The organism is Frigidibacter sp. SD6-1, assembly GCF_030143255.1.
GTDB lineage: Bacteria > Pseudomonadota > Alphaproteobacteria > Rhodobacterales > Rhodobacteraceae > TMP-24.
Map to the genome: position 1 here is coordinate 358,570 of NZ_JARJNR010000004.1, position 25,264 is coordinate 383,833.

The 25,264-nt window shown below is 64.9% G+C and carries 29 protein-coding genes; 24 read left to right on the forward strand and 5 right to left on the reverse strand.

The features are described from left to right. Nucleotides 1-48 precede the first annotated feature (48 nt). A complete protein-coding gene (locus P0645_RS10075; RefSeq protein WP_284164437.1) occupies nucleotides 49-462 on the forward strand; it encodes a hypothetical protein in 414 nt (137 codons plus the stop codon). Between the two features lie 9 nt (nucleotides 463-471). On the opposite strand, the gene moaA is transcribed toward P0645_RS10075, so the two are convergent. From moaA to glmU, 5 genes are all read right to left on the reverse strand, one after another. Then, nucleotides 472-1,473: a GTP 3',8-cyclase MoaA gene (gene moaA, locus P0645_RS10080; RefSeq protein WP_284164438.1), complete on the reverse strand. Its 1,002-nt coding sequence runs from the start codon at nucleotides 1,471-1,473 to the stop codon at nucleotides 472-474. Between the two features lie 186 nt (nucleotides 1,474-1,659). Next, on the reverse strand, nucleotides 1,660-2,334 hold the full coding sequence (locus P0645_RS10085; RefSeq protein WP_284164477.1) for a DNA alkylation repair protein: 675 nt from the start codon (nucleotides 2,332-2,334) through the stop codon (nucleotides 1,660-1,662). Next, on the reverse strand, nucleotides 2,331-2,645 hold the full coding sequence (locus tag P0645_RS10090; protein ID WP_284164439.1) for a hypothetical protein: 315 nt from the start codon (nucleotides 2,643-2,645) through the stop codon (nucleotides 2,331-2,333). Before P0645_RS10090 ends, P0645_RS10085 begins: the two co-directional genes overlap by 4 nt. Then, a complete protein-coding gene (gene glmS, locus P0645_RS10095; RefSeq protein WP_284164440.1) occupies nucleotides 2,642-4,456 on the reverse strand; it encodes a glutamine--fructose-6-phosphate transaminase (isomerizing) in 1,815 nt (604 codons plus the stop codon). Before glmS ends, P0645_RS10090 begins: the two co-directional genes overlap by 4 nt. Continuing rightward, nucleotides 4,456-5,808, reverse strand: a complete 1,353-nt coding sequence (gene glmU / locus P0645_RS10100; RefSeq protein ID WP_284164441.1) for a bifunctional UDP-N-acetylglucosamine diphosphorylase/glucosamine-1-phosphate N-acetyltransferase GlmU — start codon at nucleotides 5,806-5,808, stop codon at nucleotides 4,456-4,458. The genes glmS and glmU overlap by 1 nt, the downstream gene beginning before the upstream one ends. 122 nt (nucleotides 5,809-5,930) lie before the next feature. Between glmU and P0645_RS10105 the strand changes: the two genes are divergently transcribed. From P0645_RS10105 to P0645_RS10215, 23 genes are all read left to right on the forward strand, one after another. Next, nucleotides 5,931-6,593 carry an HAD-IA family hydrolase gene (locus P0645_RS10105; RefSeq protein ID WP_284164442.1) on the forward strand — a complete coding sequence of 221 codons (663 nt, stop codon included), beginning with the start codon at nucleotides 5,931-5,933 and terminating at the stop codon, nucleotides 6,591-6,593. A 28-nt stretch (nucleotides 6,594-6,621) separates the two neighbouring features. Beyond that, complete coding sequence (locus tag P0645_RS10110; RefSeq protein WP_284164443.1) at nucleotides 6,622-7,860, forward strand: TCR/Tet family MFS transporter; 1,239 nt, start codon at nucleotides 6,622-6,624, stop codon at nucleotides 7,858-7,860. After that, nucleotides 7,857-9,086 carry a DegT/DnrJ/EryC1/StrS family aminotransferase gene (locus P0645_RS10115; protein WP_284164478.1) on the forward strand — a complete coding sequence of 410 codons (1,230 nt, stop codon included), beginning with the start codon at nucleotides 7,857-7,859 and terminating at the stop codon, nucleotides 9,084-9,086. Before P0645_RS10110 ends, P0645_RS10115 begins: the two co-directional genes overlap by 4 nt. A gap of 124 nt (nucleotides 9,087-9,210) precedes the next feature. Next, nucleotides 9,211-10,374 (forward strand): isovaleryl-CoA dehydrogenase, encoded by a 1,164-nt coding sequence (locus P0645_RS10120; protein ID WP_284164444.1) that lies wholly within the window; start codon nucleotides 9,211-9,213, stop codon nucleotides 10,372-10,374. A gap of 97 nt (nucleotides 10,375-10,471) precedes the next feature. Continuing rightward, nucleotides 10,472-11,137: a hypothetical protein gene (locus P0645_RS10125; protein WP_284164445.1), complete on the forward strand. Its 666-nt coding sequence runs from the start codon at nucleotides 10,472-10,474 to the stop codon at nucleotides 11,135-11,137. Between the two features lie 8 nt (nucleotides 11,138-11,145). After that, on the forward strand, nucleotides 11,146-12,750 hold the full coding sequence (locus P0645_RS10130; protein ID WP_284164446.1) for a carboxyl transferase domain-containing protein: 1,605 nt from the start codon (nucleotides 11,146-11,148) through the stop codon (nucleotides 12,748-12,750). 118 nt (nucleotides 12,751-12,868) lie between these two features. Then, the gene (locus P0645_RS10135) at nucleotides 12,869-14,791 is read left to right on the forward strand and encodes an acetyl/propionyl/methylcrotonyl-CoA carboxylase subunit alpha (RefSeq protein ID WP_284164447.1); all 1,923 of its coding nucleotides are present in this window, start codon (nucleotides 12,869-12,871) and stop codon (nucleotides 14,789-14,791) included. Then, nucleotides 14,788-15,453 (forward strand): glutathione S-transferase family protein, encoded by a 666-nt coding sequence (locus P0645_RS10140; RefSeq protein WP_284164448.1) that lies wholly within the window; start codon nucleotides 14,788-14,790, stop codon nucleotides 15,451-15,453. The genes P0645_RS10135 and P0645_RS10140 overlap by 4 nt, the downstream gene beginning before the upstream one ends. Continuing rightward, complete coding sequence (locus P0645_RS10145; protein WP_284164449.1) at nucleotides 15,450-16,109, forward strand: glutathione S-transferase family protein; 660 nt, start codon at nucleotides 15,450-15,452, stop codon at nucleotides 16,107-16,109. Before P0645_RS10140 ends, P0645_RS10145 begins: the two co-directional genes overlap by 4 nt. After that, nucleotides 16,102-16,956: a hydroxymethylglutaryl-CoA lyase gene (locus P0645_RS10150; RefSeq protein ID WP_284164450.1), complete on the forward strand. Its 855-nt coding sequence runs from the start codon at nucleotides 16,102-16,104 to the stop codon at nucleotides 16,954-16,956. The genes P0645_RS10145 and P0645_RS10150 overlap by 8 nt, the downstream gene beginning before the upstream one ends. A 63-nt stretch (nucleotides 16,957-17,019) precedes the next feature. After that, the gene (locus P0645_RS10155; RefSeq protein WP_284164451.1) at nucleotides 17,020-17,805 is read left to right on the forward strand and encodes a crotonase/enoyl-CoA hydratase family protein; all 786 of its coding nucleotides are present in this window, start codon (nucleotides 17,020-17,022) and stop codon (nucleotides 17,803-17,805) included. Between the two features lie 165 nt (nucleotides 17,806-17,970). Further along, nucleotides 17,971-18,357 (forward strand): NADH-quinone oxidoreductase subunit A, encoded by a 387-nt coding sequence (locus tag P0645_RS10160; RefSeq protein ID WP_502866309.1) that lies wholly within the window; start codon nucleotides 17,971-17,973, stop codon nucleotides 18,355-18,357. Then, complete coding sequence (locus tag P0645_RS10165) at nucleotides 18,357-18,896, forward strand: NuoB/complex I 20 kDa subunit family protein (protein WP_502854254.1); 540 nt, start codon at nucleotides 18,357-18,359, stop codon at nucleotides 18,894-18,896. The genes P0645_RS10160 and P0645_RS10165 overlap by 1 nt, the downstream gene beginning before the upstream one ends. A 10-nt stretch (nucleotides 18,897-18,906) precedes the next feature. Next, nucleotides 18,907-19,503: an NADH-quinone oxidoreductase subunit C gene (locus P0645_RS10170; protein ID WP_284164454.1), complete on the forward strand. Its 597-nt coding sequence runs from the start codon at nucleotides 18,907-18,909 to the stop codon at nucleotides 19,501-19,503. A 3-nt stretch (nucleotides 19,504-19,506) separates the two neighbouring features. Further along, nucleotides 19,507-20,742: an NADH-quinone oxidoreductase subunit D gene (locus P0645_RS10175; protein WP_284164455.1), complete on the forward strand. Its 1,236-nt coding sequence runs from the start codon at nucleotides 19,507-19,509 to the stop codon at nucleotides 20,740-20,742. Further along, nucleotides 20,742-20,900, forward strand: a complete 159-nt coding sequence (locus tag P0645_RS10180; RefSeq protein WP_284164456.1) for a hypothetical protein — start codon at nucleotides 20,742-20,744, stop codon at nucleotides 20,898-20,900. The genes P0645_RS10175 and P0645_RS10180 overlap by 1 nt, the downstream gene beginning before the upstream one ends. Before the next feature lie 3 nt (nucleotides 20,901-20,903). Next, entirely contained in the window at nucleotides 20,904-21,965 is a 1,062-nt protein-coding gene (nuoE, locus tag P0645_RS10185) for an NADH-quinone oxidoreductase subunit NuoE (RefSeq protein WP_284164457.1), read from the forward strand. Between the two features lie 21 nt (nucleotides 21,966-21,986). Then, the gene (locus P0645_RS10190) at nucleotides 21,987-22,691 is read left to right on the forward strand and encodes a helix-hairpin-helix domain-containing protein (RefSeq protein WP_284164458.1); all 705 of its coding nucleotides are present in this window, start codon (nucleotides 21,987-21,989) and stop codon (nucleotides 22,689-22,691) included. A 2-nt stretch (nucleotides 22,692-22,693) separates the two neighbouring features. Then, the gene (locus P0645_RS10195; protein ID WP_284164459.1) at nucleotides 22,694-22,918 is read left to right on the forward strand and encodes a DUF5337 family protein; all 225 of its coding nucleotides are present in this window, start codon (nucleotides 22,694-22,696) and stop codon (nucleotides 22,916-22,918) included. Between the two features lie 24 nt (nucleotides 22,919-22,942). Continuing rightward, on the forward strand, nucleotides 22,943-24,238 hold the full coding sequence (gene nuoF / locus P0645_RS10200) for an NADH-quinone oxidoreductase subunit NuoF (RefSeq protein WP_284164460.1): 1,296 nt from the start codon (nucleotides 22,943-22,945) through the stop codon (nucleotides 24,236-24,238). After that, nucleotides 24,235-24,516, forward strand: a complete 282-nt coding sequence (locus P0645_RS10205; protein ID WP_284164461.1) for a hypothetical protein — start codon at nucleotides 24,235-24,237, stop codon at nucleotides 24,514-24,516. The genes nuoF and P0645_RS10205 overlap by 4 nt, the downstream gene beginning before the upstream one ends. After that, nucleotides 24,500-25,000 carry a DUF3291 domain-containing protein gene (locus P0645_RS10210; RefSeq protein ID WP_284164462.1) on the forward strand — a complete coding sequence of 167 codons (501 nt, stop codon included), beginning with the start codon at nucleotides 24,500-24,502 and terminating at the stop codon, nucleotides 24,998-25,000. Before P0645_RS10205 ends, P0645_RS10210 begins: the two co-directional genes overlap by 17 nt. After that, nucleotides 24,997-25,264: hypothetical protein (locus tag P0645_RS10215; RefSeq protein WP_284164463.1), on the forward strand; the 268-nt coding region annotated here is incomplete at its 3' end. The genes P0645_RS10210 and P0645_RS10215, both read left to right, overlap by 4 nt.

Sequence of the window (25,264 nt, forward strand, 5' to 3'; positions counted from 1 at the left end):
CCTCAAGTTGCTTCCGCCGCTTTGAGAATCAACTTTGGGGTAATACTGATGCGTCTTCTGTTTCTTGGTACCGCCCTGGCTATGGCCTTTGCGTCGACCGCCGCGGCTGCGGATTTTGCCATACCGGTCGACGGTGACTTCTGGGTGGACGAGGTCGGTTGGCAGACGCAGGGCAAGGGCTACGAATTCCGGTGGCTCGTCATCGAGCACGATGGCCAACTCGCCGTGTGCGGTGCAGGCAAATATGTCAACGTTTCGAACAAGACGCAGACACGCGACCTGATGCGCAAGGCAAAGGTGACGCTGGATGGAAAGCCGATCCTGAAGGACCTTACCTTCTTCACGCAACTGAAGAGCAATGCCGATCTCTCCGCCGCCAAGGCAACCTGCCGTGACACCGGCGCTAAGGCTGGAAAGAACAGCAAAGTCGGTCTCGATATCTCGGGGCGCGCGCGGTTCTAATCGGCGTGATCACCCGCCGGTATGACTCATGTGGCGGGACATCTGGCCCGCGACATGCTGGCGGGAATAATCGAAGTCATGGCCCCTGGGTTTGCCCGCAATCGCGGCGCGGATCGCCTGTTCCAGCGCGGCATCGTCGGGGCTGGCGCGCAGGGGCGCGCGTAGGTCGGCCTTGTCTTCCTGGCCGAGGCACATGAACAGCTCGCCCGTGCAGGTTACCCGGACGCGGTTGCAGCTTTCGCAGAAATTATGGGTGAGCGGGGTGATGAAGCCGACCTTCTGGCCGGTTTCCTCGATCCGTACATACCGCGCGGGGCCGCCGGTGCGCTCGGTGAGGTCGGTAAGCGTGAAGCGCTCGGCCAACCGCGCGCGCAGGTCCTTCAGCGGCCAATATTGGTCGAGCCGCATCTCCTCGCCCATCTCGCCCATCGGCATGACCTCGATGAAGGTGAGGTCATGGCCCTGTGCAGCGCACCAGTCGAGAAGCGGGAAAAGCTCGCCCTCGTTGAAGCCCTTGAGCGCCACCGCGTTGATCTTGACCTTCAGGCCCGCCGCCGTTGCGGCCGCGATCCCGTCGAGCACCTGCGGCAGGCGACCCCAGCGGGTGATCTCGGCGAACTTCGCCTCGTCGAGCGTGTCGAGCGAGACATTCACGCGGCCGACGCCTGCAGCCGCCAGCTCGCCCGCGAACCGGGCAAGCTGCGAGCCGTTGGTGGTGAGTGTGAGTTCGCGGAGTGCCCCGGACTTCAGATGCCGCGACATCGACTGGAAGAAGGTCAGGATGTCACGGCGCACCAGCGGCTCGCCGCCGGTGATCCTGAGTTTCTCGACGCCAAGCCGGATGAAGGTCGAACAGAGCCGGTCAAGCTCCTCGAGCGTCAGAAGGTCTTTCTTCGGCAGGAACTGCATATGTTCCGCCATGCAATAGGTGCAGCGGAAATCGCAGCGGTCGGTGACCGAGACGCGCAGGTAGGAGATCGGACGCTGGAACGGGTCGATGAGCGGTGCCATGGGCAGAGTTTAGGCCCGGGCGCGGGGGGCCACAAGTGTGCTCTGGTCGGAGGCGGTTCCAGCGGAGCCGCGGCCGATGGCCGCGGCACGCCTATCTCTCGCCGGGCGCCTCGGCGCCCGTCTCGGAGGGCCTCCGGCGGGGATATTTGCACCAAAGTGAAAGAGGAGGGGCGCCGGGCGACCGGATCAGAGATATTTCCCGGCTTCCTTCCGGGCGAAACGCTTCAAGCGGCCGCCGTGGGTTTGGAGGAAAGCGCGGACGCGGGGGGCGTCGTGCTTCGAGAGGTCGCGCAGCCACCAGGCGATGGCTTTCTGGATGAACCACTCTGGATCACCGGCCATCGCGGCGGCCCAGCCCAGAACCCGGTCGCGGATCGCGAGGTCTTCTTGCGTCGGGTGGTTCTGCTTGGTCCAGGGCAGGGTGATGACCAGCGCGGCGCGCCGGACCCAGAAGCTTTCATGCCGCGTCCAGCCTTCGACCTCGTTGATGCGCGAGGGGTCTGCGACGAGCCGCCGCTCGCCCGCGTCGCAGGCGTGGTCGGCGATGGCCCAGCTGTCGAACCCGGGCACCCATGAGGCGATGAGGCGCCAGACCTGTTCATCGGGCCGGATGCGCGCCTGGGTCAGGAGTTTCGCGGCGACAATGCGGGCCTCGAAAACGTCGGTTCGCCACAGCTGATCGGCAAGCGTGACGCGCTCCTCGACCGAAAGTGCCTGCCGCCAGCCCTTGGCGAGATCGTTCAGCACCGGGTTCGACACGCCGATGACCGGGCGGCTTTGCTTGTGATAGGCCGCCATCCCTTCCGCGCGGTCCGGTTCCGCCCCGGCCTGCAGGGCGGCAATTGCCTCGTCGAGAGTCATGTCCAAACCCATCGATCCTTGGCGCAGCCTGCCTCTTCCAGGCGCTTTGCCAAGTCGGAGAAGTGGAATTCAGGATTGGCAAACAGAAGCGCAAGTATCTCAACCAAGGCTTCGGCGACCTTCTCCGCCGGGATGGTCAGCCCGAACTCATGATCGAAATCGCCGAAGAACTCTTCGACCGCTGCTCCCATGAACGCGCCTGAAATCCTGACGGCTCCATCTTCCTGAATGGTGGCACCAATTGTTTCCAGATGGTCCCGACCTTTGCTATCGGGGGTCTGATCCTCTCTCAGGCGGCGGGACTTTGTCATTCGACCGTCACGGATTTCGCCAGGTTGCGCGGCTGGTCGACATCGGTGCCCTTGGCGCAGGCCGTGTGATAGGCGAGGAGCTGAGCGGGGACGGCATAGAGGATCGGCGCGAGGACCGGCGGTACGGTGGGCAGCGTCAGCACCTTCCAGGCGCCGTCGCCCGCCTCGTTCTCGCCCCTTGCATCGGTGATCAACAGCACCTTGCCGTGCCGCGCCATCACTTCCTGCATGTTCGACACGGTCTTTTCGAACAGCGCGTCGCGCGGTGCCATGACAATGACCGGAACCGCCTTGTCAATGAGCGCGATGGGGCCGTGTTTCAGTTCGCCTGATGCATAACCTTCGGCGTGTATGTAGCTGATTTCTTTCAGTTTAAGCGCTCCCTCCAGGGCCAGAGGGAACATGGCGCCGCGCCCAAGGAACAGGACGTCCTGCGCCTCGGCGATCGCCTCGGACAGGGCCGCGATCTCGCCCTCGCGCGCCAGTGCCTGGTTCATCAGGCCGGGCAACGTGGCAAGGTCGGCGAGGTGGGCCTTCAGGTCTGCCTCGGTTAACCGGCCCCGGTCGCGGCCGGCCTTCAGCGCCAGAAGGAACAGCACCAGCAGCTGGCAGGTGAAGGCCTTGGTCGAGGCGACGCCGACCTCGACGCCCGCGAGGATCGGCAGCACGACATCGCTTTCGCGCGCGATGGAAGATGTGGGAACGTTAATGACCGCGACGATCTTCTCGACCTTGCCCTGCGCGTAACGCAAGGCGGCGAGCGTATCGGCGGTTTCGCCGGACTGGCTGACGAAGAGCGCGAAACTTTTCGCCGGAAGCGGCGGTTCGCGGTAGCGGAATTCCGAGGCGATATCGACCTCGCAAGAGAGGCCCGCGATCTGCTCGAACCAGTATTTCGCGGTCAGGCAGGCGTAGGAGGCGGTGCCGCAGGCCACAAGCGTCAGCCGGTCGAGCCCGGCGAAGTCGAGGCCCTGGGGCAGGTTCAGCGCGGCCCCCTTCACATAATGGGCGAGCGCATCGCCGAGGACGGCGGGCTGCTGGGCGATTTCCTTCGCCATGAAATGCTTGTAGCCGCCCTTTTCGATCCGCGTCTGGTCGAGGTTGATCTTCTGGACCTCGCGGTTCGCAGGCCGCCCCCCGGCATCATAGATTTCGGCGCCAGCGCGGGTTATCACCGCATGGTCGCCCTCCTCCAGATAGCAGATCCGGTCGGTCATCGGGGCAAGCGCGATGGCGTCTGAGCCCACGAACATCTCGCCATCGCCGTATCCCACAGCAAGCGGCGAGCCCTTGCGGGCGGCGATCATCAGATCCTCCTCGCCGTCGAAGAGGAACAGAAGCGCGAAGGCGCCGTCGAGCTCGGCCAGCGTGGCGCGGACCGCCGCGTGCGGCGAAAGGCCCCGGTCAAGATGGTGGCGCGTCAGCATGACCACAGTTTCGGTGTCAGTGTCGGTTTCCGGTGTCAGGCCTTCGGCGGCGAGCTTTTCGCGAAGCTCGCGGAAATTCTCGATGATGCCGTTATGGACGACCGAGACGCTGCCCGAGCGGTGCGGGTGCGCGTTGCGTTCGGTCGCGGGCCCGTGCGTCGCCCAACGGGTGTGGCCGATGCCCGCCTTGCCCGGAAGCGGCTTATGGACAAGAAGATCGGAGAGGTTCACGAGCTTGCCTACCGCCCGGCGCCGGTCGAGCCGTCCGCCGTTAACCGTCGCGATCCCCGCACTGTCATAGCCGCGATATTCGAGCCGCTTCAGCGCCTCGACCAGAAGCGGCGCAACCTCATGGCTGCCGAGAACCCCGACAATTCCGCACATTACTCTGCCCCTTTTGCCTTCGCGGCCTTTATCTGTTTTAACTTTTCGAACAATCGCACCGCAAGGCCTGCCTTTGTTTCCTGCTTGGCGCGGGCGATCGCCAGCGCGCCGTCGGGAACATCCTCGGTGATGACCGAGCCGGTGGCAGTGAATGCCCCGTCGCCGATGCGGACCGGCGCCACCAGCATCGTGTCCGATCCGATGAAGGCGCGTTTGCCTATCTCGGTGCGATGCTTCATTACCCCGTCGTAATTGCAGGTGACGGTGCCCGCGCCGATGTTGGTATGCTCGCCCACATGGGCGTCGCCGAGATAGGTCAGGTGACCGACCTTCACGCCTTCATCCAGGATGGCGTTCTTGATCTCGACGAAATTGCCCACGTGGACATCTTCGGCCAGTTCCGCGCCGGGGCGGAGCCTGGCGAAGGGGCCGACCGAGGCGCCGCGCGAGATGTGGCAGCCTTCGAGATGGCAGAAACCCTTGATCTCGGCCTCCGATTCCACCGTGACGCCGGGTCCGAAGATGACGTTCGGGCCGACGATGCTGTCGCGGCCGATCACCGTGTCGAAGCCGAAGAAGACGGTTTCGGGCGCGGTCAGCGTGACGCCGTTCTCCATCGCCTCGGCCCGGGCGGTCGATTGGAAGGCGGCTTCGGCGGCGGCAAGATCGGCCCGTGAATTGACGCCCAGTGTTTCCGCCTCCGGGCAGGTGACGACGCGGGCGGTCAGGCCGCGCGCCACGGCCGCCCCCACCACATCGGTCAGGTAATATTCACCGGCCTTGTTGTCGTTCTTCAGGCCCGCGACGAGATCGGCGAGGAGCATCGCGTCAGCGGCGAGGACGCCCGAGTTCATCAGGGTGATCGCGCGTTCCTCCGCGCTCGCATCCTTCCATTCGACGATCCGGTCGAGGAGGTCGCCCTCGCGCAGGACGAGACGCCCGTAGCGGGTTTCGGGTCGGGATTGAAACCCGAGGATCACCACATCGGCGGGGCTTTCCAGCATCGCCTGAAGGGTCTCGGGCCGGACGAAGGGCGTGTCGCCGTAGAGGACCACGACCTTGCCGTCGAAACCCTGGAGCCCGGGCAGGGCCTGCGCGACCGCGTGGCCCGTGCCTTTCTGTTCCGCCTGATGGGCAATGAGGGCAGCCTCGTCGTAGTCGCGCGCCGCGCGCGCGACCTCCTCGGCGCCATGGCCGGTGACGATGATCGTGCATTCGGGATCAAGCGCTGCACCCGTGCGCATCGCATGGTGAAGAAGCGGCGCGCCCGCCACCTTGTGCAGGACCTTGGGCAGGTCGGAATTCATCCGCGTGCCCTGACCGGCGGCGAGGATGATGAGGGCGATGGGCATGAATGGCCTTTCCTTCGGATCGCGCCCGTTTTACCGATGCCCCGGTGCCGCGCAAGTCCGGGGCGCTTCACGAAGCCTTTCGGCAGGTTACAGCGAAACATTCGGGTCAGGCGGCAGGTTCTATGCGCACGGTGATATTCGATCTCGACGGCACGCTCGCCGATACGTCCGCCGATCTGATTGCCGCTGCCAACCATTGCTTCCGCGAGATGGGCGAGGGCGATCTTCTCGATCCGGTCGCGGATGCGCTGACCGCCTTTCACGGCGGGCGGGCGATGCTTCGCCTCGGGTTCGGGCGGCTGGGGCGCGCGGACGACGCTGAAGTTGACGCACATTATCCGGTGCTCTTGCAGGCCTATGAAGACGGGATCGAGCGAGAGACCAAGCTCTATCCCGGCGCGGTTGCGGCGGTCGAGGCGCTGAGGGCGTCGGGTCACAGGGTCGGCATCTGTACCAACAAGCCCGCGCGGTTGGCCGAGATATTGCTGGCCCGGCTGGGGATCCGTGATCTGTTCCAGTCGCTCGTGGGGGGCGACACCTTGCCGGTGCGCAAGCCCGATCCCGCACCTTACCGTCTTGCGGTCGAGACGGCGGGAGGAACGCTTAGCCGCTCGTTCCTCGTGGGCGATACCGACACCGACAGGAAGACCGCGCGGGCGGCGGGCGTGCCGGTGGCGCTTGTCACTTTCGGGCCGGAAGGTGCGGGCGTGTCCCGCTATGAGCCCGAGGCGCTGATGGGTCATTTCGACGAACTCCCCGCGCTTGCCAAGCGGCTGCTTCCCTGAGACAAGAAGCCGGTCAAGGAACCAGGTCATGACCGCCACAGCCTCCCCGGCCGCGCCAGCCGTATCGTCGCGCGCGATCCTCTTCATCCTCGCGACCGTGTTTCTCGACATGGTCGGGTTCGGCATCATCTTCCCGGTTCTGCCCGCGCTGATCGGCGATGTCGGCCATGTCACGCTCGGGCAGGCCGCGATCATCGGCGGCTGGATGGGTGCGGCCTATTCGCTGACACAGTTCCTGTCCGGCCCGCTGATGGGCAACCTCTCCGACCGGTTCGGGCGGCGGCCGCTTCTGCTCATCGCGATCTTCGGGCTTGGGGTCGATTTCCTGTTGCATGCGCTGGCGCCGACGGTCGGCTGGCTGTTCGTGGGCCGGGTCTTCGCCGGCCTCTGCGGCGCCTCCTGGGTGATCGCGAACGCTTTCCTGGCTGACATCACCCCGCCAGAGGGGCGCGGCAAGGCCTTCGGCCTGATGGGGGCGGCCTTTGGTCTGGGTTTTGTCATCGGCCCGGCCATTGGCGGACTTCTGGGCGAATATGGGCCGCGTGTGCCCTTCTATGCGGCCGCGGCCATCTCCGGCCTGAATTTCATCTTCGGCTATTTCGTCCTTCCCGAAAGCCTGCCGCCCGAAAAGCGTCGGTCGTTCGAACTCCGCCGCGCGAACCCGTTCGGCGCCTTCAAGGTCTTTCGGACCTATCAGGGCGTCCTGCCGATGTGCGCCGTCCTCACATCCTTCTTCTTCTTTTCCTCGGTCTATCCGGCGGTCTGGCCCTTCTGGGGCAAGGCGCAGTTTGGCTGGTCCGAGGCGACGGTCGGCCTGACGCTCGCGGCCTTCGGCGTCGTGATGGCGGTCTTTCAGGGCGCGCTGACCGGCCCGGCGGTCAAGATGTTCGGCGAGTTCCGGACGGTGCTGATCGGTCTTGTCGCCGCCACGCTCGCCGCCACCGGATACGGGTTCGCGCCGGGCCTCGCGGTCGTTGTCGCGCTGATGATTGTCCACGGGCCGGAAGGGTTCGTCCATCCGATGCTGACGGCCCTGATGTCGGGGCGGGTGCCGGAGAATGCGCAAGGCGAGCTGCAGGGCGGCATCTCGGCGCTGACCAACATCGCGATGCTGTTCGGAACGCTCTTCTTCGCGCAGGTCTTCGGCCATTTCCTGGAAGGGCCGCGCGCCGATCCGAACATGGCCTATCATATCGCCGCTGTCGGAATGGTGATGACGCTCGGCCTGTTCCTGTGGGTTGTGGGCCATGACGGAGGCAAGACCTGATGGAGCGCTTCACCAAACCCTTCACCCAGCAGGAACCGATCCCGGAGGAGGGGATCGCGGCGGCCCTTGAGGTTCTGCGCCACGGGCGGCTTCATCGCTACAATACGCTTGGCGACGAGGTGGCCGAGACAGCGCTTCTGGAGGAGGAGTTCGCGGCCTTCACCGGCGCGCGCTATTGTCTCGCGGTGGCCTCGGGCGGTTACGCGCTCGGCTGCGCGCTGCGCGCGGCGGGCGTCGGGCCGGGGGATCGGGTATTGACCAACGGCTTCACGCTGGCGCCGGTGCCGGGGGCGATCGCCGCCATCGGGGCCGAGCCGGGCTTCGTTGAGGTGACGGACAACCTGACCGTCGATCTCGACGATCTGGCACGGAAGGTGGGGCAGGGGGCGAAGGCGCTTCTCCTCAGCCACATGCGCGGCCATATCTGCGACATGGACCGGCTGATGGCGATCTGCGATGCGGCGGGCATCCCGGTGATCGAGGATTGTGCCCATACGATGGGTGGCGCCTGGCGCGGCGTGCCGTCGGGGCGGCATGGGTTGGTGGGGTGCTACTCGACCCAGACCTACAAGCACATGAATTCCGGCGAGGGCGGGCTTCTTGTCTCAGATGACCCGCAGGTGATGGCAAGGGCGATCCTCTTGTCGGGCAGCTACATGCTTTATGCCCGCCACCGCGCCGCGCCCCCGCCAGAAGCATTCGAGCGGGTCCGCTATGAGACGCCGAACGTTTCCGGGCGGATGGACAATCTGCGCGCCGCGATCCTGCGCCCACAGCTTGCAGCGCTGCCCCGGCAGATCGAGCGCTGGAACGCGCTCTACCGGACGATGGAGGCGGGGCTTCAGGACACGCCCGGCCTTCAGCTGACCGTCCGGCCGGCGGCAGAGGCGATTGTCGGCTCCTCCTTCCAGTTCCTGTTGCCCGACTGGCAGGCCTGCGCGGTTGAGACCTTTCTGGCGCGAGCGGCGGCGCGTGGCGTGGAACTCAAATGGTTCGGTGCGGCCGAGCCACAGGGCTTCACCTCGCGCCATGACAGCTGGCGCTATGCGCCTGCCCAAAGCCTGCCGCAGACCGACCGCATCCTCGCGGGACTGATCGACATGCGCCTGCCCCTGACCTTCACGCCCGAGGATGTGGCGCTGATCGCGCGCATCCTCCGCGCCGAGGTCCTGACGGTCGCCCAGAGCGGTGCGGAAGCGCCGGTGATCACCCGCTCCGCCGACTGATCCTCCTCGTCGTCCTTCGGCCGCTCGTCGGTGCGCCCGCCGTGGGCACGCGGAAGCTTTTCCTTGACGCGACAGGGGGATTCGGCGCATGAAATGAACACATGTTCATTTATGGGGGCTGCCGATGTTCACCGCTGCGATGAGCTTTGATCTGGGCGATGACATTGCCGCGCTGCGCGAGATGGTTCACCGCTGGGCGCAGGAGCGGGTGAAACCGCTGGCGGCAGAGGTCGACCGGACCAATGTCTTTCCTGCCGCGCTCTGGCGCGAGCTTGGGGAGCTTGGCCTTCTGGGGATCACGGTTTCCGAGGAATATGGCGGATCGGGCATGGGCTACCTCGCCCATGCCGTCGCGATCGAGGAGATCGCCCGCGCCTCGGCCTCGGTCTCGCTGTCCTACGGCGCGCATTCGAACCTTTGCGTCAACCAGATCAAGCTGAACGGATCGGAGGAACAGAAGCGCAAATACCTGCCGCGCCTCATCTCGGGTGACCATGTCGGCGCGCTCGCCATGTCCGAGGCTGGCGCGGGATCGGATGTCGTCGGCATGAAGCTGAAGGCGGAAAGGCGCAACGGCTATTACCTGCTGAACGGCTCGAAATACTGGATCACCAACGGGCCGGACGCCGATACGCTCGTCGTCTATGCCAAGACCGACCCCGAGGCCGGATCGAAGGGCATGACCGCCTTCCTGGTCGAGAAGGGCTGGAAGGGCTTCACGCAAGGCCCCCATTTCGACAAGATGGGGATGCGGGGATCGAACACCGGCGAACTTATCTTCGAGAATTGCGAAGTGCCGTTCGAGAATGTGCTGGGCGAGGAGGGCCGCGGCGTCCGCGTCCTGATGTCCGGCCTCGATTTCGAGCGCGTGGTCCTGTCCGGCATCGGCACCGGGATCATGGCGGCCTGTCTGGACGAGGTCATGCCCTATATCCGCGAAAGGAAGCAGTTCGGCCAGCCGATCGGGAATTTCCAGCTGATGCAGGGCAAGGTGGCCGACATGTACACCGCGCTCGGCACCGCGCGCGCCTACCTTTACGCGGTCGCAGGTGCCTGCGACCGGGGCGAGGTCACCCGCCAGGACGCGGCGGCCTGCGTGCTTTACTGCTCCGAACAGGCGATGGTGCAGGCCCATCAGGCCGTGCAGGCGCTGGGGGGGGCGGGGTTCTTGAACGACAGCACCGTGTCGCGCCTCTTCCGCGACGCGAAACTGATGGAGATCGGAGCGGGAACGAGCGAGATCCGCCGGATGCTGATCGGTCGGGAGCTGATGGGGGCTGGTAGGTAATTCAAAATTGGTCATGCTACGAGACAACCAATCCTATCAAAACATCTTTCGGGTAAGCGGTACTGTAGTCAAGAGCGTAACTGGAAGTGTTTTTGACATGAGTGTCGACGAGAAAACGCGTGAGCTAGGTGAATATCTAGTATCGCGCACCAGCACGTTTTTGTCAGCGCTTACGCAGCTTGGAGGTGTCGTTGAGGACATGGAAATCGTTGAAAAAATGCTGCGTCGATACCCATGGCATGGAACGCCAATAACGAAAACCAAGCATTTGGAACTTCATTGGTTCTTGTTTCAAAACCTCTGCTATTCTTTCAAGGAAAAGCTGAAGTTGTGTTATAATGCACAAAAGGATGCAGCTCGCTTCTTGGATGTCGAGCAACCTACTTGGCTAAAGCCAGAACTTAGAGTTGTGGAAATTGAACTTGGCAAGGCTATCGCCGATCGCGGAAATACCGTTCATAGTTGGAATGTGAGAACAGAGGACATTGATCTATTTTCAATGATTGAACTGTTTCAGGAGTTTCGCAGCATGGGCGAAAAGTTGGATTTACCTGAAGGCTTTGCAGATATACGTGGACACTATTTTGATGCAAAGTGGAGGCTAAGGGAAAAATCTAGACGAATGGAACGTGAGGCGAGAAAGCTCTTCCTGCGAATAATAGAATTTCACCCGCCGCGACCACATCTTCTCTTGGAAAAGTTCAATTCTGTTGTTGCTGGCGTGAATGCCGGTACGATCACAATCATTCCAAAAGGGGCTTAGCGTCAACCATGCGCCTGACCTCCTCTGCCCTCCCCACCTCCGACGCCTTCCGCGCCAACCGGGCGGCGCATCTCGCGCTTCTCGAAACTGCCCGCGAGGCCGCGGCGCTGGCCGCCCTTGGCGGCGGCGCGCAGGCACTCGCCCGCCACACCGCGCGCGGCAAGATGGCGCCGCGAGACCGGGTGGCGAACTTGCTCGATCCGGGCTCGCCCTTCCTCGAGGTGGGCGCCACGGCGGCCCATGGCATGTATGGGGGCGATGCGCCGGGGGCGGGGGTGATCGCCGGGATCGGCCGGGTGATGGGGCAGGAGGTGATGGTCGTCGCCAATGACGCGACCGTGAAGGGCGGCACTTACTATCCGCTGACCGTCAAGAAACACCTGCGCGCGCAGGAGATCGCCGAACAGAACCATCTGGCCTGCGTCTACCTCGTCGACAGCGGCGGCGCCAACCTGCCCAACCAGGACGAGGTCTTCCCCGACCGCGACCATTTCGGCCGCATCTTCTTCAATCAGGCCAATATGAGCGCGAAGGGCATCCCCCAGATCGCGGTCGTGATGGGCTCCTGCACGGCGGGCGGCGCCTATGTCCCCGCCATGTCCGACGTGACCATCATCGTCAGGGATCAGGGCACGATCTTCCTGGCCGGGCCGCCGCTCGTGAAGGCCGCGACCGGCGAGGTCGTGACGGCCGAAGACCTGGGCGGCGGCGATGTCCATACCCGCCTTTCGGGTGTGGCCGACTATCTGGCCGAGGATGACGCCCATGCCCTGGCGCTCGCCCGCCGGGCGGTGGGCAACCTCAACCGGGCGAAACCCGCGACCGTCCAGTGGCAAAGCCCGGAAGCGCCCGCCTATGACCCCGAGGAAATCCTCGGCATCGTGCCCGCCGACCTCCGCACGCCATACGACATCCGCGAGGTGATCGCCCGGGTGGTCGACGGATCGCGCCTCGACGAGTTCAAGGCCCGCTTCGGCGAGACGCTGGTCACCGGTTTCGCCCATATCGAGGGCTGCCCGGTCGGCATCGTGGCGAACAACGGCGTCCTTTTCAGCGAGGCGGCGATCAAGGGCGCGCATTTCATCGAGCTTTGCTCGCAACGCTCGATACCCCTGATCTTCCTGCAGAACATCACCGGCTTCATGGTCGGCCGGAAGTATGAAAACGAAGGCATCGCGCGCCATGGGGCGAAGATGGTGACCGCGGTCGCCACGACTTCGGTCCCGAAGATCACCTGCCTTGTCGGCGGCTCGTTCGGCGCGGGCAATTACGGCATGGCGGGCCGCGCCTTCGGGCCGCGCTTCCTCTGGGCCTGGCCCAACAGCCGGATCAGTGTGATGGGCGGCGAACAGGCGGCGGGGGTCCTCGCCACGGTGAAACGCGACGGGATCGAGCGGGCAGGCGGCAGCTGGTCGGCCGGGGAAGAGGCCGAGTTCAAACGCCCCACGATCGAGATGTTCGACGAACAATCCCACCCGCTCTATGCCTCGGCGCGCCTCTGGGACGACGGGATCATCGACCCGAGGAAGACGCGGGCTGTGCTCGCCCTCTCCCTCTCCGCCGCCCTGAACGCCCCCATTGAGCCCACTCGGTTCGGGCTCTTCCGTATGTAACTTCAATGCGCTCCGCGCGGGGATATTTCGACCAGAATGAAAGCGATGCCTATTCACTATGGTCCAAATATCCCGGGGGCACGGGGGCAGAGCCCCCGCCGTTGACGAAGGACAGAACATGTTTCGCAAGATCCTGATCGCCAACCGGGGAGAGATCGCCTGCCGCGTGATCGATACCTGCCGCCGCCTGGGTGTCGCAACCGTCGCCGTCTATTCCGACGCGGACCGCGACGCGCGCCATGTGGCGATGGCGCACGAGGCGGCGCATATCGGCGGCCCGGCGCCGAAGGACAGCTACCTCAAGGGCGACGCTATCATCGCGGCGGCCAAGGCGACCGGCGCCGAGGCCATTCATCCGGGGTACGGCTTCCTCTCGGAAAACCCCGATTTCGTCGATGCGGTCGAACAGGCGGAGCTCACCTTCATCGGCCCCTCGGCGGCGGCGATCCGTGCCATGGGACTGAAGGATGCCGCCAAGGCGCTGATGGAAAAGGCGGGTGTGCCGGTCGTGCCCGGCTGTCACGGCGACAATCAGGATGACCGCCATTTGGCCCAGGCGGCCGACGCCATCGGCTACCCGGTCCTCATCAAGGCGGTTGCCGGGGGCGGCGGCAAGGGGATGCGGCTGGTCGAGGCGCCAGGCGACTTCGACGAGAAGCTGCAAAGCGCCCGAGGAGAAGCCCTGACCGCCTTCGGCAACCCCGCCGTCCTCATCGAGAAATATGTCCAGAAGCCCCGTCATATCGAGGTACAGGTCTTCGGCGATGGCACCCGCGCCGTCCATCTCTTCGAGCGCGACTGCTCGCTGCAGCGCCGCCATCAGAAGGTTATCGAGGAAGCGCCCGCGCCCGGCATGACGGAAGAGATGCGGGCCGCCATGGGTCAGGCGGCGGTAAGGGCGGCCGAGGCGATTGGCTATGCGGGCGCGGGCACGATCGAATTCATTGTCGACGGATCGGAGGGCCTGCGCCCCGACCGGTTCTGGTTCATGGAGATGAACACCCGCCTCCAGGTCGAACATCCGGTGACCGAGGCGATCACCGGCGTCGATCTGGTGGAATGGCAGTTGCGCGTGGCCTCGGGCGAAAGCCTGCCCGCCCGGCAGGAAGATCTTGAAATCACCGGCCATGCGTTCGAGGCGCGGCTTTATGCCGAGGATGTCCCCGCGGGTTTCCTGCCCGCGACCGGCACGCTGACGCATCTCAAGTTCCCGCAAGGCGCCCGGTCCGAGACCGGGGTGCGGCAGGGCGACAGGATCAGCCCCTGGTACGATCCGATGATCGCCAAGATCGTCACGCACGGTCCCACCCGCCTTGCCGCGCTCAATCGGCTGGAACGCGCACTTGCCGCGACCGAGGTCGCAGGTACGGTGACGAACCTCGCGTTCCTCGGCGCGCTTGCGCGGCATGAGGGCTTCCGGGCGGGCGCGGTCGACACCGGCCTCATCGCGCGCGACATCGAGGCGCTGACCGCCGCCCCGCCCGTGCCCTTCATCGCCCGCGCGCTCGCCGCACTCGGCGCGGCGGGGCTTGCCTTACCGGGGGAGACTGCGCAGGGTTTCACCCTCTGGCAGGCGCTCAGACGGACGGTGCAGGTGGAGGATTTCACGGCGGTGGTCGAGGTCCTCTCGTCGCACGCCCGCCGGGTGGCCATCGCGGGCGACAGCGGCGTGATCACCTGGGCTGGCGACGGCTGGCGCCTGGGCGAGGCCAAATGGCCCGCGCGCGTCGTCCTGACCGGCGACGAAGTGGCGGTCTTCGGCCCTGACACCTTCCGCTGGCGTCTGCACGATCCGCTCGACCGCGCGTCCGACCATGCGGCGAGCGACCTGACCCTGTCGCCGATGCCGGGGCAGGTGAAGGCGGTCTTCGTGAGCGCGGGGCAGGAGGTCGCGGCGGGCGACCGGCTGGCTATCCTGGAAGCGATGAAGATGGAGCATACGCTGACTGCCGCCCGCGCAGGCCGGGTAGCCGAGGTGCTGGTCACCCCGGGCGCTCAGGTCGAGGCGCATGCGGCGCTGATCCGGCTGGAGGAGGAATGAGGCCTATGCGTCTGACCGGCTACGGCCCGAGCGTCTATACGCGCGCGGTCAGGATAGCCCTTCATGAACTCCTATGCCCTTACGACTGGCGTGCGTGCGACCCATTCGAGGAGGAGGGCCGACGCGGGCTCCTTCCCCTCAACCCGTTCGGACGAGTGCCGATCCTTGAGTGCGGCGACGCGACCAATGGCGCTGTGACCATCTACGAGACGCGTGCTATCCTGGCCTATCTCTCGGCGACCTTCGGGCGGACCCAGACCGATGCCCTCAGCGCCGCCCGGATCGCGCAGGTGCAGGGTATCGCCGATTCTCACGGCTATTGGCCGCTTGTCCGCGATGTCTACTCCCACGGCTTCTTCCGGCCGGCGATGGGGGAGCCCGCAGACCCGGGCCGGATCGCGCACGGCCTCGCCGCCGCCTCGCCGGTTCTCGACGCACTCGACGCGATCGCGGAGGAGGGCCGGGTGCTGGCAGGGCACGACAGCGCGAGTGACACGAACCCCGCCGACTGGCATCTTTTTCCCATGATCGATGCTTTTCAGACCGTTCCCGATGGGTCGGACCTTCTTTCTCTGCGGCCCCGGCTTGCGCGTTGGCACGCGGCATTCGCTGCCCGCGAAAGTGCGCGGGCCACGCTCTGGCAGCCGGAGGCCGGGACGTGATCCGCCTTCACCATGTGGCGCTGTCGCGGTCCTTCCGGGTCCTGTGGCTTCTGAGCGAGATGGGGATCGAGCCCGAGATCGTTGTTCACTCGATCACCGATGGTTCGCTGCGGGCGCCAGACTATTTGGCGAAATCGCCCGCCGGACGGGTTCCAGCGCTCGAGATCGACGGGCTGACGCTCTTCGAAAGCGGGGCGATCACCGAATATCTGTGCGAGACGCGCCCCGATCACGGCTTCGGGCGTCCGCCCAGCCACCCCGAGCGCGCAGCCTACCTGGAATGGCTGCATTTCGCCGAAACGCAGGCCCATCTGATCGCCAACCTGAACCTGCAATGGGTCTTCCTGCGCGATCCCGCCATGCGCTCGCCCACGCTTCTGAAGATGGAGGCGAAGCGGCTGGCGATAACGCTTTCCGCGGTCGAACGGGCGCTTGCGGGGCAGGACTATCTCCTGCCCTCGGGCTTTTCCGCCGCAGATACGATGTTTGGCTACACCCTTCTCGCCGCGCCGCATTTCGTTCGGCTGGCGCCATTCCCGGCGATCCGCGCCTATAGGGACAGGATCGCCGCCCGGCCCGGCTGGCAGCGGGCGAGGGCGCTCGATGGTGTGCAGAAGTTCTACGCGCAGGACTTCTACGAGGTGGCGGATGGCTGAATTCGTCGAGATCGTCGAGATGAGCCCGCGCGACGGGCTGCAGAACGAAAAGCGCCCGATCCCGGTTGCCGACAAGGTCCGCCTCATCGACCTCTTGAGCGAGGTCGGCTTCCGCCGGATCGAGGTCGCAAGCTTCGTCTCGCCGAAATGGGTGCCGCAGATGGCGGGCAGCGATGAGGTGCTCGCTGGGATCAGGCGCGTGCCGGGCGTGCGCTACGCCGCCCTGACCCCGAACCTGAAAGGCTACGAAGGCGCGCGGGCGGCCAAGGCCGACGAGGTGGCGATCTTCGCCTCGGCCTCCGAAGGCTTCAGCCGGGCGAACCTGAATTGCACCATCGCCGAAAGCATCGAGCGCTTCCGCCCGGTGGCGGAGGCGGCGCGGGCCGATGGCATTCCGGTCAGGGGCTATGTCTCGATGGTCACCGACTGCCCGTTCGACGGGCCGGTTATGCCAAGCGCGGTCGCATGGGTCGTCGCGGCGCTGCGCGATCTCGGCTGTCACGAGGTCAGCCTCGGCGATACGGTGGGCAAGGGCGTGCCCGAGACGATCGACCGGATGCTGGGCGCGGTGCTTCAAGAACTGCCGCCCGCGCGGCTTGCCGGGCATTACCACGATACCGGGGGCAGGGCGCTTGCGAATATCGAGGTTTCGCTCACGCGTGGGTTGAGGGTCTTCGACGCCTCGGCCGGGGGGCTCGGTGGCTGCCCCTATGCGCCGGGGGCGGCGGGGAACGTGGCGACCGAAGAGGTGGCAGCGCGGCTTGAGGAACTGGGATATCGTACGGGACTGGATGCGGCGCTTCTGGCGGCGGCGGCGGTGTTCGCGCGCGGTCTCAGGGTCGGGTGAGGCAAGAGTTTTCGAAAACTCTTGCCAAAATCCTTCGAAGGATTTTGGCGGAAAGGACTGGCAATGTTCGAGACGATCGAGATCGAATTGGATGGCCGCGGCATCGCGCGCCTGTGGCTGAACCGGCCGGACAAGCACAATACGCTCTCGGGCCGGATGATCGAGGAACTGACCGAGGCGGCGGCCCGGCTGGGCGCCGACCCGGCGGTGCGGGTGGTGATCCTTGGCGGGCGGGGGACAAGCTTTTGCGCGGGGGGCGATCTCGACTGGATGAAGGCGCAGATCGCGGGCGATGCCGGAAGCCGTGGGGCGGGTGCCAGGGCGCTTGCGATGATGCTGCGCGCGCTCGACCTGATGCCGAAGCCGCTGATCGGGCGCATTCATGGTCAGGCCTTCGGCGGCGGGGTCGGCATGATGTCGGTCTGCGATCTGACCGTGGGCGTCAGCGGCCCGAAGTTCGGCCTGACGGAAACCAAGCTCGGCCTGATACCCGCCACGATCAGCCCCTATGTGGTCGCGCGGATGGGCGTGGCCGCCGCCCGGCGCCATTTCCTGGCCTCGCGGCTCTTCGATGCCGAAGAGGCGCACCGGATCGGCCTTCTTTCGTCGCTCGCGACCCCGGAAACGCTCGATCAGGCGGTGATGGCCGAGGTCGAGCCTTTCCTTGCCTGCGCACCCGGCGCAATCGCCGACGCCAAGGCGCTGATCCGCACCGTCGCGCCCGGACCCGACGAGGCGCTGATCGACCGCACCATCGGCCTTCTGGTCGACCGCTGGCAGGACCCCGAATCCGGCGAGGGGATTGGCGCCTTCTTCGAAAAGCGTCCGCCCGCATGGGCCAAAGGCTGAGCGATCGCGGCGGCGAACCCTCGCCTGCTCGCAAATCCATGATTTTCAAGGCCGGGCCGCGATGAATTCGCCTTGCGGGCCCGCCCCGAGTTGACCCCGCCATGGGCTGAGAGTAAACGAACCTGAAGCCACGAACCGCATGGCCGGGGCCGGGTCCGTCCCCGCATGCACAGAAGGAGCCAACGGGTGGAATTCCTCGCGCGCGACTATTTCCCGATTCTCGTCTTCCTTGCCATGGCCGTCGGCCTCGGTCTGATCCTGATCCTCGCCGCCGCCGTGCTCGCGGTGCGCAACCCCGACCCCGAGAAGGTCTCGGCCTATGAATGCGGCTTCAACGCCTTCGACGACGCGCGCATGAAATTCGACGTGCGCTTCTACCTCGTCTCGATCCTCTTCATCATCTTCGACCTTGAGGTCGCCTTCCTTTTCCCGTGGGCGGTGGCGTTCAAGGACATCTCGATGCTCGGGTTCTGGTCGATGATGATATTCCTCGCCGTCCTCACCGTCGGCTTCTGCTATGAATGGAAGAAAGGCGCGCTGGAATGGCAGTGATGGCTGGAAAGGTTCAGACGGGCGCGAACACCGCCGGGCACGACCCGGAGGTCGCGACCCAGGCCCTGAATCGCGAATTGCAGGACAAGGGGTTTCTCCTGACCTCGACCGAGGACATCATCAACTGGGCGCGGACCGGCTCGCTCCACTGGATGACCTTCGGGCTTGCCTGCTGCGCGGTCGAGATGATGCACACCGCGATGCCGCGCTATGACGTGGAACGCTACGGCTTCGCCCCCCGTGCCTCGCCCCGCCAGTCGGACGTGATGATCGTCGCGGGGACGCTGACGAACAAGATGGCCCCGGCGCTGCGCAAGGTCTACGACCAGATGCCCGAGCCGCGCTATGTGATCTCGATGGGCTCCTGCGCCAATGGCGGGGGCTATTACCATTACAGCTACTCGGTCGTGCGCGGCTGCGACCGGATCGTTCCGGTGGATATCTATGTCCCCGGCTGCCCGCCCACCGCCGAGGCGCTGATGTACGGCATCCTGCAATTGCAGCGCCGCATCCGCCGCACCGGCACGCTCGTTCGCTGAGGAGGGCGCGATGACTTTGGAAGACCTTTCCGCCAAGATTACCGCTGCCCGTGCCGTCGATGTGCTGGACAGCACCATTGCCTTTGGCGAGCTGACGGTGACGGTGAAGCTGGAAGCGCTGGTCAACTTTATCGACTGGCTCAGGCTCGATCCGGCCTGCAAATTCTCGACGCTGATCGACATCACGGCCGTCGATCACCCCGAACGGCCAGAGCGGTTCGACGTCGTCTATCACTTCCTGTCGATGTACACGAACGCCCGCATCCGGGTGAAGGCGGCGGTGGCCGAAGGTCAGATGGTGCCGACGCTGACGGTGATCCACCCGACGGCGAACTGGTTCGAGCGTGAAGTCTTCGACATGTTCGGCATCATCTTTTCGGGCCACCCCGACATGCGCCGCATCCTCACCGACTACGGCTTTCGCGGCTATCCCTTGCGCAAGGATTTCCCGACCACCGGCTATACCGAGGTGCGCTACGACGAAGGCGAAAAGCGCGTGGTCTACGAACCGGTAAAACTGGTGCAGGATTACCGCCAGTTCGACTTCATGAGCCCCTGGGAGGGCGCGCAATATATCCTTCCCGGCGACGAGAAGAAGGGGGCCTGATCCATGGACGGCGATATCCGCACCAACGCCTATGACGACGGCTCGACCGACTTCGAGACGGGCGAGCAGCGCATCCGCAATTTCAACATCAACTTCGGGCCGCAACATCCTGCGGCGCATGGCGTCTTGCGGCTGGTGCTGGAGCTGGACGGCGAGATCGTCGAGCGCTGTGATCCGCATATCGGCTTGTTGCATCGCGGCACCGAAAAGCTGATGGAAAGCCGGACCTATCTGCAGAACCTGCCCTATTTCGACCGGCTGGATTATGTGGCGCCGATGAACCAGGAACATGCCTGGTGCCTGGCGATCGAGAGGCTGACCGGCGTGCAGGTCCCCCGCCGCGCGAGCCTCATCCGCGTTCTTTATTCCGAAATCGGCCGCATCCTCAACCATCTTCTGAACGTCACCACGCAGGCGCTGGATGTCGGCGCCCTGACCCCGCCATTGTGGGGCTTCGAGGAACGCGAAAAGCTGATGGTCTTTTATGAGCGCGCCTGCGGGGCGCGGCTTCATGCCGCCTATTTCCGCCCGGGCGGCGTGCATCAGGATCTGCCGGACGCGCTTTTGAACGATATCGAGGCCTGGACCGAGACCTTCCCGAAGGTCCTCGACGATCTCGACGGCCTTCTGACCGAGAACCGCATCTTCAAGCAAAGGAACGCGCTCATCGGCATCGTGACCGAAGAGGATGCGCTGACCTGGGGTTATTCGGGCGTGATGGTGCGCGGCTCGGGCATGGCCTGGGACCTGCGTCGCGCCCAGCCCTATGAGTGCTACGACGAGTTCGACTTCAAGATCCCGGTGGGCAAGAACGGCGACTGCTATGACCGTTATCTCTGCCGCATGGCCGAGATGCGCGAAAGCCTGTCGATCATCCGCCAGGCGATCACCAAGCTGCGCGTCGAGCGGGGCGACATCCTCGCGCGCGGCAAGATCACGCCCCCATCGCGGCGTGACATGAAGACCTCGATGGAAGCGCTGATCCATCACTTCAAGCTTTACACCGAAGGCTTCCACGTGCCCGCGGGCGAGGTCTATGCCGCCGTCGAGGCGCCGAAGGGCGAGTTCGGCGTCTATCTGGTGGCCGACGGCACCAACAAACCCTACCGCGCAAAGATCCGCGCCCCGGGCTATCCGCATCTGCAGTCGATCGACTGGATGGCCAAGGGCCACCAGCTGGCCGACGTCGCTGCAATCATCGGGACGATGGATATTGTGTTCGGCGAGGTGGACCGCTGATGCCCGACGTGACGATCAATCTCTGGACGCTGATCCTTGGCGCGGCTTCGGGTCTTGCCGCCGTTCTCGGTGCCCGGACGGGCAATCGTCTCTTAATGGGTGCCATCGTCGGTGCCGTCACCGCTGCAATCCTGACTATTGCCAGGGGATATTTCTGAACCATGCTCCGCCGCCTTCACCACGACCAACCCGCTTCCTTCGCCTTCACGCCCGCGAACCTCGCCTGGGCGAAGGGGCAGATCAGCAAATATCCCGAGGGCCGTCAGGCCAGCGCCATCATCCCGCTTCTGTGGCGCGCGCAGGAGCAGGAGGGCTGGCTGACCCGGCCTGCGATCGAACATATCGCCGACATGCTGGGCATGGCCTATATCCGCGCGCTGGAGGTTGCGACCTTCTACTTCATGTTCCAGCTGCAACCCGTTGGTTCGGTTGCCCATATCCAGATCTGCGGCACGACATCCTGCCTGATCTGCGGCGCGGACGAGCTGATCAAGGTCTGCAAGGACAAGATTGCACCGAAGCCCCACATGCTGTCGGCGGATGGCAAGTTCTCTTGGGAAGAGGTCGAATGCCTCGGCGCCTGCACCAACGCGCCGATGGCCCAGATCGGCAAGGATTATTACGAGGATCTGACGGCGCAGAGCCTGGAACAGATCCTCGTCGACCTCGACAATGGCCGGAACCCGGTGCCCGGGCCGCATAATGGCCGGTATGCCGCCGAGCCCTTGTCGGGCCTCACCAGCCTGACCGAATTCGAAAGCGGCAAAACCAAATACAACGGCTCCGTCCAGCGAGCCGTCGATATCGGCGACGGGGTCAAGCGGATCGACGGGACCGAGGTGCCGCTGCTGACGCCGTGGCTTGGCAAGGCCAAGGCGGAAAAGCCCGTGAAAGCGGCGAAGGTGGAGGCACCCGCGCCGAAGGCAACGCCGAAACCGGCGGCAAAGCCCGCCACGGCGGCGGCCGCACCGGCAAAGGCCAAGAAGCCCCGCGCGCTGAAGGCACCGCGCAAGGGCGGCGCGGATGACCTGAAGCTGATCAAGGGCGTCGGGCCGAAGCTCGAGGCACTTCTGCATTCGCTGGGCTTCTTCCATTTCGATCAGGTCGCTGCCTGGACCGAGGCGGAGCTTGCCTGGGTCGACGACAATCTCGAAGGCTTCAAGGGCCGCGCCAGCCGCGAGGACTGGATCGCTCAGGCCAGGGCACTGGCCGCCAAGGGCTGACAGGCAAGGGAGTAGGGACGGATGCAGAGCGATAGTGCCGCCCAAGCCGGATGCCAGCGGACCTGCTGGCTGGTCGCGACGGGCGCCGGCGTGGTCGCCGCTGCGCTTCTGACCCTCGTAGCCCTCTTTCCGGTCTTCACCGCCGTCCTTATCGGCGGCCTGATCGCGCTTGCGCTCGGTGCGCTTCTGTCCTGGGCCTTCTGTTCGGGTGCGGGGGCTCCGCCGAAGGCGCCGACCGTTGCGCCGCTACCAACGCCGCTCGCCGCCGAACCGCCGCCCGCACCGGAAGCGCCGAAGGCCGAGGCGCATAAATACGACTGGCAAGTCCTCGGCACCGAAGAGGCAGAGGCGAAGCGCGGCATTCTCGCCGGGACGGCGGAGCCGAAAGCGGCAAAGCCACGCGCGAAGAAGGCCTCTGTGGCAAAGGGGATCGAAGCCGCGATGGGCCGCACCCATGAAGAGGCGGTGGCTGTGGCCGAACCGCTTCTGCTTCTGGCGCCGCGCGATGGCAAGGCGGACGATCTTAAGCTGATCTCCGGCGTCGGCCCGGCACTTGAGAAGCTGCTGAACGAGGTTGGCGTCTGGCATTTCGACCAGATTGCCAGCTGGAAGGCCAAGGACATCGCCTTCGTCGATGCGAAGCTGAAGACCTTCAAGGGCCGCATCACCCGCGACGAATGGGTCAAGCAGGCCCGCGCGCTCGCCCGCAAGGGCGGGGAGGCGTGAGGATGGCTGCACCGCAACAGGACGGGATCGCGAAGACCGGGCGCCTCGTGGCGCTGGTGATCGCCCTGACCATGATCCTGTGGATGGCGGCGCAATGGGCAGGCGCGCGGATCGGGCTGCACCCGTCTTTCGCCTTCCTTTTCGATCTTGCGGCGCTCGCCGCGCTTTTCTGGTCGCTTGTCGTGCTCTACGGGCTCTGGCAGCGGCAAAAACGGGCGGGCCGCTAGGCGCCGCCAACCGGGGATACGGGAATGCTGAGTGACAAGGACCGGATTTTCACCAACCTCTACGGGATGCATGACCGCAGCCTGAAGGGCGCGATGAAGCGTGGCCACTGGGACGGGACGGCGAAGATCCTTGCCATGGGGCGGGATGCGATCGTCCAGCAGGTCAAGGATTCGGGGCTGAGGGGCCGGGGTGGCGCGGGTTTTCCGACCGGTCTGAAGTGGTCGTTCATGCCCAAGCAATCGGACGGGCGGCCGTCCTACCTTGTGGTGAACGCCGACGAATCCGAGCCCGGCACCTGCAAGGACCGCGAGATCATGCGGCATGATCCGCACACGCTGATCGAAGGTTGCCTGATCGCCTCGTTCGCGATGGGGGCGAACGCCTGCTACATCTACATCCGCGGCGAATATATCCGCGAACGCGAATGCCTGCAGGCCGCCATCGACGAGGCCTATGACGCGGGCCTGATCGGCAAGAACGCCTGCAAGTCGGGCTATGATTTCGACCTTTACCTGCATCACGGGGCAGGGGCCTATATCTGCGGCGAGGAAACGGCGCTTCTGGAAAGCCTTGAGGGCAAGAAGGGCATGCCGCGGATGAAGCCGCCCTTCCCGGCGGGCTCGGGCCTTTATGGCTGCCCGACGACGGTGAACAATGTGGAATCGATTGCGGTGGTGCCGACGATCCTGCGGCGGGGCGCGTCGTGGTTCGCGGGCTTCGGGCGGCCGAACAACACCGGCACCAAGCTTTTCGGCATCTCGGGCCATGTGAACAATCCCTGCGTGGTCGAGGAGGAAATGTCGATCACCCTGAAGGAGCTGCTGGAGCGTCACTGCGGCGGCGTCCGGGGCGGATGGAAGAACCTCAAGGCCGTCATCCCCGGCGGCTCGTCGGTGCCGATGCTGAACGCGGCGCAGTGCGACGAGGCGATCATGGATTTCGACTGGCTGCGCGAGGCCCGTTCCGGCCTCGGGACGGCGGCGGTCATCGTGATGGACCAGTCGACCGACGTGATCAAGGCGATCTGGCGGCTGTCGAAATTCTACAAGCATGAAAGCTGCGGCCAGTGCACGCCCTGCCGCGAAGGTACCGGCTGGATGATGCGGGTGATGGAACGGCTGGTGCGGGGCGAGGCGGAGATCGAGGAGATCGACATGCTTCTGTCGGTGACGAAGCAGGTCGAGGGCCACACGATCTGCGCCCTCGGCGATGCCGCCGCCTGGCCGATCCAGGGCCTGATCCGCCAGTTCCGGGATGAAATCGAGGACCGGATCAAGGCCAAGAAGCTTGGCAAGATGGGCGCGATGGCGGCGGAATGAATTTGGCGTTCGCATTTTTCTCGGTTTGCGCCGTCGCGCTGGTGGTGAGCTCCACTTGGCTTCTTGCCGCAGCCAACGGACGATCACGCCTTAAGGCAACCCTGTGGGCGGCCTCGCCGCTGATTGTGTTGTACGGATCGTTTTTCGTCACTACGGCAATTGGGGTGGAGCAGACCCCTTTGGTGGGCTTAATCTGTTTCTGTTGGTTAGCCGGCGTGAACTTTTGGCAGGCGGCTGCAATTCGAAAGAAGTTGGTGCGAAATGATGCGGCCAACTGATCTCCACCTCGCCGAACTGAACGTCGGGCGTCTTCTCGCCCCGACCGACGACCCGCGCGTGGCGGAGTTCATGGCGGCGCTTGACCGGGTGAACGGGCTGGGCAAACGCATGCCGGGCTTCGTCTGGATGATGGAAGGCTCGGGTGAGCCGGGCAAGGGCAATACCGAAACCAAGATCGGCGGCGATTCGCAGTATGTCTCGAACCTGACGGTCTGGGAAAGCGTCGAGACGCTTGAGAATTTCGTCTGGAACACCGTCCACCGCCAGTTCTACGAACGGCGGCAGGAGTGGTTCGAGGTCCTGGGAAGCATGCATTTCGTCATGTGGTGGGTGCCCGAAGGCCACAAGCCGACGCTTGACGAGGCGCTCGAACGCCTCGACCACCTGCGCGCCCATGGCGACAGCGACCATGCCTTCGGCTGGACATATCTCAAGGAAGCGAAACTGTGGCGCAGCCGCAATTGCGGGGGGCAGGCGGCATGATGGGGCTATCCTTCCTCGGGCCGATACTGGCGAGCGTCCTTTATGTCATCGTCTTCCAGAAGGCGGGCTTCCGGGGCGCGATCCTTGCGGTCTGCGCCGGTCCGCTTCTCGGGGCGCTGGCGGGTTTCGTGATGGGGCGGGTGGCCTATGCCGGGGGCGGCATGCCCATGTCATTCGCGGCTATCATTTTGATATCGCTTCGGCGTTGTTGCATAACTCTGGTGGCAAAGGATTCACTTCGTGAATCCAAGCGGTTAGACAGGC